The organism is Streptomyces sp. NPDC057697, from assembly GCF_042799335.1.
Classification (GTDB): Bacteria; Actinomycetota; Actinomycetes; order Streptomycetales; family Streptomycetaceae; genus Streptomyces.
Map to the genome: position 1 here is coordinate 223441 of NZ_JBHVJA010000003.1, position 15203 is coordinate 238643.

Annotated in this window: 10 protein-coding genes; 6 read left to right on the plus strand and 4 right to left on the minus strand. The window is 71.2% G+C overall.

Annotated elements, in window-relative coordinates; translation table 11 throughout:
• Positions 1 to 286 precede the first annotated feature (286 nt).
• The 6 genes from ACFVFH_RS10815 (at position 287) to ACFVFH_RS10840 (ending at position 6760) form a co-directional block, all read left to right on the plus strand.
• The gene (locus ACFVFH_RS10815) at positions 287 to 1138 is read left to right on the plus strand and encodes a M24 family metallopeptidase (protein ID WP_383765875.1); all 852 of its coding nucleotides are present in this window, start codon (positions 287 to 289) and stop codon (positions 1136 to 1138) included.
• A gap of 5 nt (positions 1139 to 1143) precedes the next feature.
• Positions 1144 to 2916, plus strand: a complete 1773-nt coding sequence (locus ACFVFH_RS10820) for an SDR family oxidoreductase (RefSeq protein WP_383766763.1) — start codon at positions 1144 to 1146, stop codon at positions 2914 to 2916.
• Positions 2913 to 3884: a MerR family transcriptional regulator gene (locus ACFVFH_RS10825; RefSeq protein WP_383765876.1), complete on the plus strand. Its 972-nt coding sequence runs from the start codon at positions 2913 to 2915 to the stop codon at positions 3882 to 3884. The genes ACFVFH_RS10820 and ACFVFH_RS10825 overlap by 4 nt, the downstream gene beginning before the upstream one ends.
• Before the next feature lie 148 nt (positions 3885 to 4032).
• Entirely contained in the window at positions 4033 to 4575 is a 543-nt protein-coding gene (locus ACFVFH_RS10830; protein ID WP_383765878.1) for an RNA 2'-phosphotransferase, read from the plus strand.
• A 57-nt stretch (positions 4576 to 4632) separates the two neighbouring features.
• A complete protein-coding gene (locus ACFVFH_RS10835) occupies positions 4633 to 5532 on the plus strand; it encodes an LLM class flavin-dependent oxidoreductase (RefSeq protein ID WP_383765879.1) in 900 nt (299 codons plus the stop codon).
• Between the two features lie 361 nt (positions 5533 to 5893).
• Positions 5894 to 6760, plus strand: a complete 867-nt coding sequence (locus tag ACFVFH_RS10840; protein WP_383765880.1) for an HAD-IIB family hydrolase — start codon at positions 5894 to 5896, stop codon at positions 6758 to 6760.
• A 74-nt stretch (positions 6761 to 6834) separates the two neighbouring features.
• Here the strand turns inward: ACFVFH_RS10840 and ACFVFH_RS10845 are convergent, their stop codons facing one another.
• The 4 genes from ACFVFH_RS10845 to ACFVFH_RS10860 all read right to left on the minus strand — a co-directional run bounded on the left by ACFVFH_RS10845 (position 6835) and on the right by ACFVFH_RS10860 (position 14961).
• Positions 6835 to 8541: a GAF domain-containing protein gene (locus tag ACFVFH_RS10845; RefSeq protein WP_383765882.1), complete on the minus strand. Its 1707-nt coding sequence runs from the start codon at positions 8539 to 8541 to the stop codon at positions 6835 to 6837.
• 213 nt (positions 8542 to 8754) lie between these two features.
• Complete coding sequence (cydD, locus tag ACFVFH_RS10850) at positions 8755 to 12330, minus strand: thiol reductant ABC exporter subunit CydD (RefSeq protein ID WP_383765884.1); 3576 nt, start codon at positions 12328 to 12330, stop codon at positions 8755 to 8757.
• A 104-nt stretch (positions 12331 to 12434) separates the two neighbouring features.
• The gene (cydB, locus tag ACFVFH_RS10855) at positions 12435 to 13436 is read right to left on the minus strand and encodes a cytochrome d ubiquinol oxidase subunit II (RefSeq protein WP_383765885.1); all 1002 of its coding nucleotides are present in this window, start codon (positions 13434 to 13436) and stop codon (positions 12435 to 12437) included.
• A 16-nt stretch (positions 13437 to 13452) separates the two neighbouring features.
• The gene (locus tag ACFVFH_RS10860; RefSeq protein WP_383765887.1) at positions 13453 to 14961 is read right to left on the minus strand and encodes a cytochrome ubiquinol oxidase subunit I; all 1509 of its coding nucleotides are present in this window, start codon (positions 14959 to 14961) and stop codon (positions 13453 to 13455) included.
• Positions 14962 to 15203: the final 242 nt, after the last annotated feature.

Here is a 15203-nt window from a genome sequence, read left to right on the forward strand (position 1 = left end):
ACTCGAAGGTAGTGGCGCGGGACACACCAGTCGTCAGCCCTGGCGGCTGGATCGGCCTCCGACTCCAGATGTACGAACCCGTAGGGGCCCACCACGGGGGATGACGTCCACGGCCGGGAGGGGGCCGGGAGAAGGATCAGGGCCAGTTGTCCACAGGTCCCTGTCGGCTCACAGCCCATTGTCCACAGGTCTCCGCACACCTCTTGACGCAGCCGCCGGACATTGTCACATTCATCAGTGTCACGTTACGGGCACGTACCGCACACGGCAGGGAACGGACGGTGGCATGGCCTCGGCAGTGAAGGACCGACAAGCCCCGGAGCTGCGGGGGTTCAGAGAAGTCCAAAGCCTTGCGTACGCGTGTGCGGAGGCGGTCGCGGGCCGGCTCCGGCCGGGCGTGACCGAGCGCGAGGCGGCCCGTATGCAGCGCGACTGGCTGCGCGAACGCGGGGTGCGGGACTGGTTCCACCTCCCCTTCGCCTGGTTCGGGGACCGCACGGCGTTCGCGGGCTTCAAGGTGCCGCTGCAGTTCTTCCCGAGCAATCGGCAGCTCCAGCCGGGAATGCCGTTCATCCTCGATCTGGCCCCGGTGCACAAGGGCTTCACGGCCGACATCGGCTACTCCGGCTGCCTCGGGCTCAACCCCCTGCACGACAAGCTGCTGGCCGACCTGGAGGCCCACCGCGAGCTGATACTGGCCCAGGTGCGCGAGCGGCGTTCGTTGCGCGAGATATACGAGAACGTCGAACGCCTGATGATCGGGCAGGGGTACGCCAACAGACACCGCGCCTACCCCTTCGGCGTGATCGCCCACAAGGTCGACCGCGTCGCCGAACGCCGCTGGTCCCCGCATGTGTTCGGCTTCGGCACCCAGTCCCTCAAGGGGCTGATGAGCGACGCCCTGCACGGGCACCGGGACGGCTGGTCGCCCCTGTGGAGTCCGTACCGCTTCTCCGACCATCCGCCGCAGCCCGGTCTGTGGGCAGTCGAGCCCCATCTCGGATTCCGCGGTACGGGAGCCAAGTTCGAGGAGATCCTGGTGGTCACCGACTCCAAGGATCCCGAGCAGAGCGCCTTCTGGCTGGACGACGATCTGCCGCATGTGCGGCGCTGGGCCGAGGAAAGGGTGGCGGCATGAACCTGCTGAGCCTGCCGGGGGCGCGCGAGCGCCGGGTGAGCACGGGCGGAATCGAGCTGTGCGTCGTCGAGTTGGGCGAGCGGGAGCGGCCGACGGTCGTCCTGGTGCACGGATACCCGGACAGCAAGGAGGTGTGGACGGACGTCGCACGGCAGCTGGCCGACCGGTGGCACGTCGTGCTGTACGACGTCCGGGGGCACGGCCGGTCCACGGCCCCGAAGCCGCTGCGCGGCGGCTTCACCCTGGAGAAGCTCACCGATGACTTCCTGGCCGTTGCCGACGCGGTGAGCCCGGACCGGCCGGTCCACCTCGTCGGGCACGACTGGGGGTCGGTCCAGGCCTGGGAGTTCGTCACGGTCAAGCGGACCGAGGGCCGGATCGCCTCGTTCACCTCGATGTCCGGCCCCTCCCTGGACCACTTCGGGCACTGGATCAAGCAGCGGATGAGCCGGCCCACCCCGCGCCGGGTCGGCCAGCTGCTCGGCCAGGGCGCCAAGTCCTGGTACGTCTACATGCTGCACACGCCGGTCCTGCCCGAGCTCGCCTGGCGCGGCCCGCTGGGCAAGCGGTGGCCGGGGATGCTCCAGCGGATGGAGAAGGTTCCGGCGGGCGACTACCCGACCCCCTCGCTGCCGACGGACGCGGCGCACGGCGCCTGGCTCTACCGCGACAACGTCCGCGCCCGGCTGAGCCGGCCGCGCACCGACGCCTACGCGCATGTGCCGGTCCAGCTGATCACACCGACCGGAGACATCTTCCTCTCGGAGAAGCTCTACGACCAACTGGATCTGTGGGCGCCCCAGTTGGTGCGCAGATCCCTCGACGGCAAGCACTGGGTGCCGCGTACCAGGCCGGACCAGCTCGCCGCCTGGATCGGCGAGTTCGTCGCGGCGAACGAGGCGGCCAAGGAGAACGGCGGCCCGGTGCAGGACACCGCGCCGACCGGGGCCTACGCGGACAGGTTCGGCGGCCGGCTGGTCCTGGTGACGGGAGCGGCGGGCGGCATCGGCCGGGCCACCGCCTTCGCGTTCGCCGAGGCGGGCGCCCGGGTGGTGGCCGTGGACCGGGACGCGGAGGGCGCGGCCAGGACGGCAGAGATGGCCCGGCTGATCGGCGCCCCGGCCGCCTGGGGCGAAGCGGTCGACGTCAGCGACGAGCAGGCGATGGAGAAGCTCGCCGAGAAGGTGGCCGCCGAGTACGGCATCGTCGACGTCCTGGTCAACAACGCCGGGATCGGGCTGTCCGGCTCCTTCCTGGACACCACGAGCGAGGACTGGAAGAACGTCCTCGACGTCAATCTGTGGGGCGTCATCCACGGCTGCCGGATCTTCGGCGGGCAGATGGCCGAACGCGGCCAGGGCGGACACATCGTCAACACCGCTTCCGCGGCGGCCTATCAGCCCTCGCGGGCACTGCCCGCGTACAGCACCTCCAAGGCGGCGGTGCTGATGCTCAGCGAATGCCTGCGGGCCGAGCTCGCCGAGCGGTCGATCGGGGTCAGCGCCATCTGTCCCGGCATCGTCAACACCAACATCACGGCGACGACCCACTTCGCCGGTGCCGACGCCGCGGAGGAGAAACGCCTGCGGAAGCGGACCAGTCGGCTGTACGGGCTCCGCAACTACCCCCCGGAGCGGGTCGCCGACGCGATCCTCAAGGCGGTGGTGCGCAACCAGGCCGTGGTGCCGGTGACCCCGGAGGCCCGCGGCGCCCGTCTCCTGTCCCGGTTCAGCCCCGGCGCGCTGCGCGGGATCGCCCGGCTGAAGCCGCCGCTGTGAGCGGCCCCGGGCAGCCGGTGGCGGACCAGCGGGCCACCGAGTACCGGATCGAGGACCTGGCGCATGCGAGCGGGGCCACGGTGCGCACGATCCGCGCCTACCAGGACCGCGGCCTGCTGCCGACGCCGGAGCGGCGTGGCCGGGCCAATGTGTACCGGGACACCCATCTCGCCCGGCTCCGGCAGATCGCCGATCTGCTGGACCGCGGGTACACCCTGGCCAGCATCAAGGAGCTGCTGGACGCCTGGGACACCGGGCGCGGCCTGGGCGGGGTGCTCGGGCTCGTCGCCGAGGTGCACGGTCCCTGGACGGACGAACGGGCCGACCGGATCACCCGGGACGAGCTGAACCTCAAGTTCGGCGGCGCCCCGGACGACGAGGCGGTGGCCGAGGCGCTGGACCTCGGCGTGCTGGAGCCCGTTCCGGGACGGGAAGACGAGTTCCTGGTGCCGAGCCCCCAAGAGCTGGCCGTGGCGGTGGAGTTGCATGCCGCCGGAGTGCCGCTCAGCGCGATCTCCGGTCATCTGAGGGAACTTCGCGGTCAGGTCGAGCAGATCGCCTCGCGTTTCCTGGAGTTCACCACCGAGCATGTCTTCGCCCGCTATCTCGGCCACCGTCCACCCACCGACGCGGACGCGGCCGCAGCCGCCGCCATGGTGCGCAGACTGCGCCCGCTCGCGCAGCAGACCGTGGACGCGGAACTGGCTCGCGCGATGCGGACGTTCGCCACCCGCCATCTGCACCATCACCTGAGCGCGGACACACCTTTCGGCGTCGACTCCCCTGCGCCCGCGGTACGCGGCGTGGACCTCCCGCCGAGCACGATTCGGGCCGTTCAGCAGCTCGTTGGCGTGGAGAACGTCTCCGCCTTCGTCACGGCCGCCGCCGAACGCGAGGTACAAACAAGGACATTGGACGCATTGGCCCCATCAAACTTCAAATCAGCACACATTGAGCAAAGTGACTGATTCCACAGCTCGTTGTCCACAGAATCGCCAATTAGCCTGTGGATAACTCGAATTGACTGTGGATCAAACCTGTGGACGCACATTTCCTCGACGCATCGTGAACGAAACCCGGATGCGCCGGGGAGGCCGTCCCGGGCACCCTGACAACATGGACGAAAGACGCACCGTCAAGGTGTCCAAGTACCTCTCGAAACACCTGCGGCATCAGCCGGAGCGCATCGGCATCACGCTCGACGCCCAGGGATGGGTGCCGGTCGACACGCTGTTGCGCGCCCTGGCCCGCAACAACTTGCCCCTCACCCGGGCCGAGCTGGACCAGGTCGTCGCCCTCAACGACAAGCAGCGCTTCGCCATCGAGGGCGACCGGATCCGCGCGAGCCAGGGCCATACCGTCCCGGTCGATCTCGGCCTGCCACCGGCCGAACCGCCCGCGTACCTCTACCACGGCACAGTGGGCCACGCACTGGACTCGATCCGGAGCGAGGGGCTGCGCCCCATGAACCGCACCCATGTCCATCTGTCGCCCGACCGCGAGACGGCGACCAGGGTCGGCGCCCGCCGCGGCCGGCCGATCGTGCTGTCCGTCGACGCGGGCGCGATGCACCGCGCGGGCCACACCTTCCACGTCAGCGCCAACGGCGTCTGGCTCACCGAGGCCGTACCGCCCGCCTTCCTGCGATTCCGCGGCTGACGGACCGGCCCGGCCGGCCGCTCGTCCGGTGAGCGGCCGCCCCGTAGGGTCGTGACCATGCGTCTGAGCACTGTGATTCTCCCGATCCACCGCTGGAGCGAGGGCCGCGAGGTCTGGCAGCGCGCCGAGGAGCTCGGCTTCCACGCCGCCTACACCTACGACCACCTGGCCTGGCGGACCTTCCGCGACGGCCCCTGGTTCGGTGCGGTACCGACCCTCACCGCGGCAGCCGCCGCCACCAGCCGGATGCGCCTGGGCACCCTCGTCACCTCCCCCAACTTCCGGCACCCCGTCACGCTCGCCAAGGACCTCATCACGCTCGACGACGTCTCCGGCGGCCGCGTCACCCTCGGCATCGGCGCGGGCGGCAACGGCTTCGACGCCACGACGCTGCGCCGGAGCGACGAGGAACCGTGGACGCCCCGCGAACGGGCCGACCACTTCGACGAGTTCGTACCGCTCCTCGACCAGCTGCTGCGTGAGCCCTCGGTGACGTACGAGGGCACGTTCTACTCGGCCAACGAGGCCCGGAACATCCCCGGCTGCGTACAGCGGCCCCGGCTGCCGTTCGCCGTGGCCGCCACCGGACCGCGTGGCATGAAGCTCGCCGCCCGGTACGGCCAGGCGTGGGTCACTACGGGCGACCCGAAGCTGTACGAGACGGGTACGCCGGAGCAGTCCGTGGAGGCCATCCGCGGGCAGCTCTCCAAGCTGGGCACGGCCTGCGAGGCCGTCGGCCGGGATGCCGCCGAGCTGGACAAGATCCTTCTCACCGGCTTCACCCCCGACCGCCCGCTGGAGTCCCTCGACGCCTTCGTGGACTTCGCGGGCACCCACTTCGCACTGGGCTTCACGGAGATCGTCCTCCACACACCGATCCCCGACTCCGACTTCGCGGCGGACGAGAAGGTCTTCGAGCGCATCGCCACCGAGGGCCTGGCCCAGCTCGGCCGCTGACGGACCGAGGCGGCCGATGCGGCCGCGCCAGGGACGGACCGAGGCGTCGATGCGACCGCGCCGTTGAGGGCCCAATGCGGCTGCGGGACCGCGCCGGCCCGCTCGGTCGGCCGGTCGGCGCGATCGGCGCGGTCGGCGCGGTCGGCGGGTCGGGCCGGTCAGGGATCGGCCCGACCCGCACAGCAGGCGCGGCAAGCACAGCAAGCACGGCAGGCCCGGCGAGCACAGCAGGCCCGACAGGCACAGCAAGCACGGCAACCGTCGGCATATGCCACAGGCAGGTTCTCCAGGTCAGCGGCATGCAGCCTCAGATGTGCGCCCCTCCGCACGCCCGTGCACCGCCGTACGTGAGAATGGACGGGTGACCTCAGCTACCGACTCGCCCTCGCCTGCCGCTATCCGGCTGATCGCCACCGACCTGGACGGCACCCTGCTGCGCGACGACAAGACGGTCTCCGACCGTACGGTCGCCGCACTCGCCGCCGCCGAGGAGGCCGGTATCGAGGTCTTCTTCGTCACCGGGCGCCCGGCCCGCTGGATGGGTGTCGTCAGCGACCATGTGCACGGCCACGGCCTGGCGATCTGTGCCAATGGCGCGGCGGTCGCGGATCTGCACGCCGACGGCGAGCTGGTCAAGGTCCGGCCGCTGGAGCGCGACATCGCCCTCGATGTCGTCCACTCGCTGCGCGCCGCCGCCCCCGGCACCACCTTCGCCGTCGAACTGGCCACCGGCATCCACTACGAACCGGCCTACCCGCCCTTCCACCTGGACCCGGGCGCCACGGTCGCCGTCGCCGAGAAGCTGCTGCACGAGGAGACGCCCGGCGTCGGCGCTCCCGTGCTGAAGCTCCTCGCCCACCACGCCGAACTGGCCCCGGACGACTTCCTCGCCCTGGCCCGTGCGGCCGCCGGGGACCGGGCCTCCTTCACCCGGTCCAGCCCCACGGCCCTGCTGGAGGTCAGCGGTCCCGGGGTCTCCAAGGCCAGCACGCTGGAGCTGTGCTGCGCCGAGCGCGGCATCTCGCCCGCCGAGGTCGTCGCCTTCGGCGACATGCCCAACGACGTGGAGATGCTGAGCTGGGCGGGCACCTCGTACGCGATGGGCAACGCCCACCCGGCCGCCCTCGCCGCCGCCTCCGGCCGGACCGGCACCAACAGCGAGGACGGCGTCGCGGTCGTCATCGAACGGATCATCGCCGAGCGCCGAATCTGCGACGCCGGGCGCTGAGCCCGGCCGGCGCGCGCTGAGACCGGACAGCCGGGCGCCCCGTCTCCAGAAGGGACAGGCACTCGACCCCCTCCTCAGAGGGGCGCCTCCCACACCACCGTCGTACCGCCCCCGTCCTCACCGATCCCGGGCCCGTACCAGCTCGCGCCGCCGAGCGACTCCGCGCGGCGCGCCAGGTTCCGCAGTCCGCTGCGCCGCCCGCCCGCGGGGATGCCCACTCCGTCGTCGGCGACCGACAGCCGCACCGCTCTCCTCCCGTCCGGCAGCGTGGCGGTCGCGTCGACGACCACGTCGATCAACGACGCCTCGGCGTGCCGGAAGGCGTTGGACAGCGCCTCGCGCAGCGCCGCGATCAGGTTTTTGCCGGTCAGCTCACCGACCAGCGAGTCGACCGGGCCGAGGAAGCGGTGCGAGGGCTTGAAGCCCAGCGGTACCGCCGCCATGTTGATCTCGCGCAGGACACGGGTGCGCAGCCCCGACGGAGCCTCGGCGGGTTCCTGCTGCAACGCGAAGATCGCGGTACGGATCTCCTGGATGGTGACGTCCAGCTCGTCGACCGCGCGGCCGATCCCGGTCTGCACCTCGGGCACGACGCACCGGCGCTGGGCGCTCTCCAGCATCATCCCGGTGGCGAACAGCCGCTGGATGACCAGGTCGTGCAGATCGCGGGCGATCCGGTCCCGGTCCTCGTAGACCGCCAGCCGCTCCCGGTCCCGCTGCGCCTCGGCCATCATCAGCGCAAGGGCCGCCTGCGAGGCGAACTGGGTGGCGAGGGTCCGCTCCGCCTCCGAGAACGGTCTGCCGCCCCTGCCCCTCGGGGTGGCGAGCGCGCCGAGCACCCGGCCGCCGCTGTGCAGGGGCAGCAGCATGCTCGGTCCGTACCGATGGGCCAGCCTGGTGACCATCCGGGGGTCGGTGGCCGAATCGTCCACGAAGACGGCCTCGCCGCCCAGCAGTTTCGCCGCCACCGAGCTGTCCGGCCCGATGATCACCCCGAGCGAGGAGGAGGGGTCGTCGGCGGAGACGGCGACGATCTCCAGCCCGCCGTCCTCGGTGGGCAGCAGCACGACCCCGGCGGCGGCGTCGGCGAGCCTACGGGCCTGTTCGGCGACGACGGAGAGCGCGTCGTCGGCGTCCCCGCCGGAGAGCAGGGCGGTGGTCACGGCCACCGATCCGTCGATCCACCGCTCGCGCTGGCGCGCCGCCTCGTACAGCCGGGCGTTGCCGATGGCGATCCCGGCCTCCGTGGCGAGCACCCGCACCATGTGCAGGTCGTAGTCGTTGAACTCGCCGCCGTCGTTCTTCTCGGCCAGATACAGGTTGCCGAAGATCTCGCCCTGGACGCGGATGGGGACGCCGAGGAAGGTCCGCATCGGGGGATGGCCGGGCGGGAAGCCCGCGAACCTCGGATCGGCCGTCAGATCGGCGAGCCGCACCGGTACGGGATCGTGGATCAGCGCGCCCAGCAGCCCGCGGTGCCCGTCGGGGCGGTGCCCGATCTCGTCCGCCAGCTCGTCCGTCACTCCATAGGTGACGAAGTCGGAGAGCCCCTCGCCCTCCGCGTCGACGACGCCGATGGCGGCGTATCGGGAGTGGGCCAGTTCGGCGGCGGTCTCGCAGATCCGGTCGAGGGTGGAGTGCAGTTCGAGGCCCGCGCCGACGGAGCGCATGGCTTCCAGCAGCTGCGGGATGCGGGCGGTGATCTCGGTGGACAGGCCCTGCAGGCTGCGGGTCGCCCGGGTAGCCGCTTCGAGTGAGTCCTTCGGGTCCTGCTCCGGCATACCCCGAGAGTAGTTAGTACCGATTGGCGAGGAAAGTCGGCCGCCCCGCCTCCCGGCTCGCAGCAGGGCCCTCCGCGTGGTCGGACCGGGCCGGGGAGCCGGGCCCGGCGCGTCGACGACCGACGACAACGCGGCGCGCACGCGCCCCGCCCCGGCCCCGGAGACCAGGCCCCCACCGGGAACCCCGGACCAGCCCCCACGCACCCGCGGCACCTACGGGACCCGTACGGTCTCCCGAACCCGCACGGTCTCCCGCGCATCCATGGTCCCTCGCGGCATCCGGGCGGTCTCCCGTTCGCGCTCCAGCATCCGGCGCAGCGGGCCCTCCGTGGTCGCGAGATCGGCGTACGGGCCGCGCTGCACGACCCGGCCGGAGTCCAGCACCAGCACCTCGTCGACGGCGTCGAGCCCGTGCAGGCGGTGGGTGATCAGCACGGTCGTACGCCCCTCGGTGGCCTCCAGCAGGTCCGCGGTCAGGGCGTCCGCGGTCGCCAAGTCGAGGTGTTCGGCGGGTTCGTCCAGGACGAGTACGGGGAAGTCGGCGAGGATCGCCCTGGCCAGGGCGAGGCGCTGGCGCTGGCCGCCGGAGAGGCGGGCGCCGTGTTCGCCGACGAGGGTGTCGAGCCCGTCGGGCAGCGCGTCGGCCCAGTCGAGCAGCCGTGCCCGGCCGAGGGCCGCCCGCAGCTCCTCGTCCGTCGCACCGGTCCGGGCGAGCCGCAGGTTCTCCCGGATGGTGCTGTCGAAGACATGGGCGTCCTGGGCGCAGAGCCCGACGAACCGCCGGACCGTGTCCCCCTCCAGCGCGGCGGCCTCGACACCGCCGATCCGGTACGTACCGGCCCGTGCGTCCAGGAAGCGGACCAGGATCTGCGCGAGGGTCGTCTTCCCGGAGCCGGAGGCCCCGACGACCGCGATGCGGCGGCCGGCCGTCAGGGTCAGGTCGACGGTGTCGAGGGCGTCCCGCGATGCCCCGGCGTACCGCGCCGACAGTCCCCGTACCTCCAGGGGGAAGGGCGACGCGGGCGCCTCGACCGGGTTGCCCGGTTCGCGCACCGGCAGCGGGGCGTCCAGCACCTCGTACACCCGCTCCGCGCTCCGCTCGACGCGTCGGCGGTACTGCGCGGCGAGCGGCAGACCGGTCACGGCCTCGAAGGCGGCCAGCGGGGTGAGCACCACCACCGCCAGCTCCACACCCGCCAGCCGTCCGTCGTGCACGGCGGGCAGGGCGACGAGCGCGGTGGCGACGACGGTGAGCCCGGCGATCAGGACGGTGAGGCCGCCACCGAGCGCGGTGGTGCTCGCCGCGCGGGCAGCGATGCGGGTGAGGACGCCGTCGGCCTCCCGGGTCCGTTCCGCGCGCTCGGGCAGGGCGCCCGCGACGGTCAGTTCGGCGGTCCCGCCGAGCAGGTCCGTGATCCGGGTGGCCAGATCGGCGCGCGCCGGGGCGAGCCGGCGCTCCGTGCGACGGGAGCCGGCGCCGCTGACCAGCGGCACCCCCACTCCGGCCAGCAGCAGTCCGGCGGCCAGCACCACGCCCGCCGAGGGCAGCAGCCAGCCGATGAATCCGGCGGCCGCCGTTCCGACGACCACGGCGGTCCCGGCGGGCAGCATCCAGCGCAGCCAGTAGTCCTGGAGGGCGTCGACATCGGCGACGAGCCGCGAGAGCAGGTCCCCGCGCCGGGTCCGGCGCAGTCCGGCGGGCGCGACGCGCTCCAGCCCCCGGTAGACGGCGACGCGCAGTTCGGCGAGCAGCTTGAGCACCGCGTCGTGCGACACCAGGCGCTCGGCGTAGCGGAAGACGGCCCGCCCGAGGCCGAAGGCGCGGGTCGCGGTCACCGCGACCATCAGATAGAGGACCGGGGGCTGTTCGGAGGCGCGCGAGATCAGCCAGCCGGAGACGGCCATGAGCCCGACGGCCGAGCCCACGGCGAGGCTCCCCAGCAGCAGTGCGAGGGCCAGCCGTCCGCGCTGTGCCCCGGCGGCCTTCCTGACCCGGGCCAGCACCCGTCCGGTGTGGGCCGTGGTGTCCCGCAGGGCCTCGGGTTCCGCCGCCTCCTCGATCCGGGCGGTAGCGCTCGTCCCCGTCCGGTCGGCGGAGGCGCTCGCCGGTCGCGGCAGGGTCGCGGGCGCCTCGGTGCCCACCGGCCGCGCCGTCGTGTCCGGGGCCAGGGTCACCACCCGGTCGGCGACCGGGAGCAGCGCGGGGCGGTGCACGACCAGCAGCACGGTCCGCCCCACCGCCAGCCGCCGCACCGCCTCGACGATCCCCGCCTCGGTCCCGCCGTCCAGGCTCGCGGTCGGCTCGTCGAGCAGCAGCACCGGGCGGTCGGCGAGGAAGGCCCGCGCGAGGGCGAGCCGCTGCCGCTGCCCGGCGGAGAGACCGGCCCCGTCCTCGCCGATGAGCGTCCGCACCCCGTCCGGCAGCTCCGCCACGAAGTCGTACGCCCCGGCGTCCCGCAGGGCCGTCGCCACCGCGCCGTCATCGGCGTCCGGCCGGGCCAGTCGTACGTTCTCCGCGATGGTGCCCGCGAAGAGGTAGGGGCGCTGCGGCACCCAGGCGATCCGCTCCCGCCAGCGCTCGGGCGCGAGCGTCGCGAGATCGGCGCCGCCGATCCGTACCCGCCCCTCGTCGGGTGCTGTGAAACCGAGGACCACGTCGAGCAGGGTGGACTTCCCGACGCCGCTGGGGCCGACCAGGGCGACGGTCTCCCCCTCTTCCACCACCAGTGAGGCCCGGTCCAGCGAGGGTTCGGTACGGCCCTCGTGCCGTACGGTCACCCCCTCCAGCTCCAGCCGCAGGGAACGGGGAACGTCCGCCGTGCCGCCCCGCCGGGGCTCGGTCTCCAGGACCGCGAAGATCTCCTCCGCGGCCGAGAGCCCCTCGGCGGCCGCGTGGTACTGCGCCCCGACCTGGCGGATCGGCAGATAGGCCTCGGGTGCCAGGATCAGCACCACCAGCCCCGTGTAGAGGTCGAGTTCGCCGTGCACCAGCCGCATGCCGATGGTGACGGCCACCAGCGCCACCGACAGCGTCGCCAGCAGTTCCAGCGCGAAGGACGACAGGAACGCGATCCGCAGGGTGCGCAGGGTGGCCCTGCGGTACTGCGAGGTGATCGTGCGGATGGACTCGGCCTGCGCCTTGGCCCGGCCGAAGACCTTCAGGGTCGGCAGCCCGGCGACCACGTCGAGGAAGTGTCCGGAGAGCCGGGACAGCAGCTGCCACTGCCGGTCCATCCTCGACTGGGTGGCCCAGCCGATCAGGATCATGAAGAGCGGGATGAGCGGAAGGGTGACCACGATGATCGCGGCCGAGACCCAGTCCTCGGTGACGATCCGGGCGAGGACCGCCACCGGGACGACCACCGCGAGTCCGAGCTGCGGCAGATAGCGCGCGAAGTAGTCGTCGAGCGCGTCGACACCACGGGTCGCGAGCGCCACCAGGGAGCCGGTGCGCTGTCCGTTCAGCCAGCCGGGGCCGAGCTCGGCGGCCCGTGCCAGCAGTCGGCCGCGGAGCTCGGACTTGACCGCCGCGCTGGCCCGGTACGCGGCCAGTTCGGTCAGCCAGGCGACCAGCCCCCGGCCGAGCGCGACCGCGGCGAGCAGGATCAGCGGGGTCCGCAGCGCGGCGACCGTCAGCCCGTCCTCGAAGCCGCCGACCACCACTTCGGCGATGAGCATGGCCTGGGCGATGACCAACGCGGCCCCGAAGACTCCGAGCGCCACCACGGCCGCCAGGAAGAGACGGGTGGCGCGGGCGTGGTGGAGCAGACGCGGATCGATCGGTTTCACGTGAAACAGCCCCTAGCGAGCTCGGTCGACGGGCCGGGCCGTCCGGCGGATCGGGGTCGGCGTCGCGACCCCGGCACGATCCGCCGGCCGGGTCCCGGTGGCGTTCAGTGCGCTTCGGCGATGTGCTGCGTACCGATGCGCTTGCGGAACACCCAGTACGTCCAGCCCTGGTACAGCAGGACGACGGGGGTGGCGATCCCCGCGCACCAGGTCATGATCTTCAGCGTGTACGGGGTGGACGAGGCGTTGGTGACCGTGAGGCTCCAGGCGTCGTTCAGCGAGGACGGCATGACGTTCGGGAAGAGCGTCAGGAAGAGCATGGCGACCACCGCGGCGACGGTCACTCCGGAGAACGCGAACGACCAGCCCTCGCGTCCCGCCGCGATCAGGGCCACCGCGCCGACCAGCGCCACCACGGCGACGATCATCGCCAGCAGGCTCCAGCCGTCCCCGTGGTCGAGCTGGGTCCAGATCAGGAAGCCGAGCGCGAGCACCGCGGTCACGATCCCCAGCCCCAGCGCCAGCTTTCCGGCCCGTTCCCTTATGTCGCCGACCGTCTTGAGCCCCGCGAAGACGGCACCGTGGAAGGTGAAGAGGGAGAGCGTGACCAGCCCGCCGAGGATGGCGTACGGGTTGAGCAGGTCCCAGAAGTTGCCCACGTACTCCATGTCGGCGTCGATCTTCACGCCGCGCACGATGTTCCCGAAGGCCACCCCCCAGAGCACCGCGGGGAGCAACGAGGTCCAGAAGATGGCGTGCTCCCAGTTGGTCTGCCACTTCTCCCCGGACCGCTTGGCCCGGTACTCGAAGGCGACTCCGCGCACGATCAGGCAGACCAGGATGAGCAGCAGCGGCAGGTAGAAACCGGAGAACAGGGTGGCGTACCACTCGGGGAAGGCGGCGAAGGTCGCGCCGCCCGCGCTGAGCAGCCATACCTCGTTGCCGTCCCAGACGGGCCCGATCGTGTTGATCAGGACCCGTCGCTCCTTGCGGTCCCTGGCCAGCAGCTTGGTGAGGACACCGATCCCGAAGTCGAATCCCTCCAGGAAGAAGTAGCCGGTCCAGAGGACGGCGATGAGGACGAACCAGACGTCGTGGAGTTCCATCTCGGCTCCTCTGCTCTCAGTAGGAGAAGGCCATCGGCCGGTCGGCGTCGTCGTGGTCGCCGCCGATCCGGGTGGGCGGGTTGAGGTCGGCCTCCGTGAGCTCCGGCGGGCCTGCCTTGATGTACTTCACGAGCAGCTTGACCTCGATGACCGCGAGTACGGCGTAGAGCAGGGTGAAGCCGATCATCGAGGTGAGCACCTCGCCCTGCGAGACGCCGGGGGAGACCGCGTTGCGGGTCTGGAGCACGCCGTAGACGACCCAGGGCTGGCGGCCCATCTCGGTGAAGATCCAGCCCCAGGAGTTGGCGATCAGCGGGAAGAGCAGGGTCCAGAGCGCGACGATCCAGTAGCACCTGGCGAGCTTCGGGCTGAGCGCCTTGTTCTTGAAGAGGACCAGATGGGGCACCTCGTCCTCACCGGTCCGCAGTCCCGGGGGCAGCATGAACTTCCGCCGGGTCAGCCACAGCCCCAGGATGCCGAGGGCGAAGGACGCCATCCCGAAGCCGATCATCCAGCGGAAGCTCCAGAACGCGACCGGGATGTTGGGCCGGTAGTCGCCGGGGCCGAACTTCTCCTGCTCGGCCTTGTTGATGTCGTTGATGCCGGGGACGTACGAGGTGAAGTTGTCGTCCGCGAGGAAGGACAGTATCCCCGGGATGGAGATCTCCACGGTGTTGTGGCCCTTGGCCACGTCCCCGACCGCGAAGATCGAGAAGGGTGCCGAGTCCTGCCCCTCCCAGAGCGCCTCGGCGGCGGCCATCTTCATCGGCTGCTGCTTGAACATGACCTTGCCGAGCTGGTCGCCGCTGACGGCGGTGAGCAGTCCGGCGACGACCACGGTGACCAGGCCGAGCCGCAGCGAGGTCCGCATCACCGGGATGTGCTTCTTCCGCGCCAGGTGGAAGGCGGCGATGCCCACCATGAACGCGCCGCCGACCAGGAAGGCCGCGGTGATGGTGTGGAAGAACTGGGTGAGCGCGGTGTTCTGGGTGAGCACGTGCCAGAAGTCGGTGAGCTCGGCCCGGCCGCGTTCCTTGTTGATCCGGTAGCCCACCGGGTGCTGCATCCAGGAGTTGGCCGCCAGGATGAAGTACGCGGAGAGGATCGTGCCGATGGAGACCATCCAGATGCAGGCGAGGTGGATCTTCTTCGGGAGCTTGTCCCAGCCGAAGATCCACAGGCCGATGAAGGTGGACTCGAAGAAGAAGGCGATCAGCGCCTCGAACGCCAGCGGAGCGCCGAAGATGTCACCGACGAAGCGCGAGTAGTCGGACCAGTTCATGCCGAACTGGAACTCCTGGACGATGCCGGTGACGACGCCCATGGCGATGTTGATCAGAAAGAGTTTGCCCCAGAACTTGGTCGCCCTGAGGTACTTCTCGTTGTTCGTCCGGACCCAGGCGGTCTGCAGGCCGGCGGTGAGCGCGGCGAGAGAGATCGTCAGGGGGACGAACAGGAAGTGATAGACGGTAGTGATACCGAACTGCCATCGCGCCAGGGTCTCCGGCGCCAGAGCTAGCTCCACGTCGTCTTCTCCTTACGTCGCCGTAATCACACCGGCACTTTGCCCTTTAAATCCGACTAATCACGGGAGGAAACAGGACACGCTTGTGAACGCGTTCACATTCACAAGCATTATGGCGCACAGGCTTTCGGGACGTTCCGCCGGGGTACCCCTCCGGGGACGTTCCGAGCAATCCCCCCGAACCAGACGTACGGGCACAGTCGCGTCCGGCAACGACAAAGGCCCCGTACCTCGCCGGACGA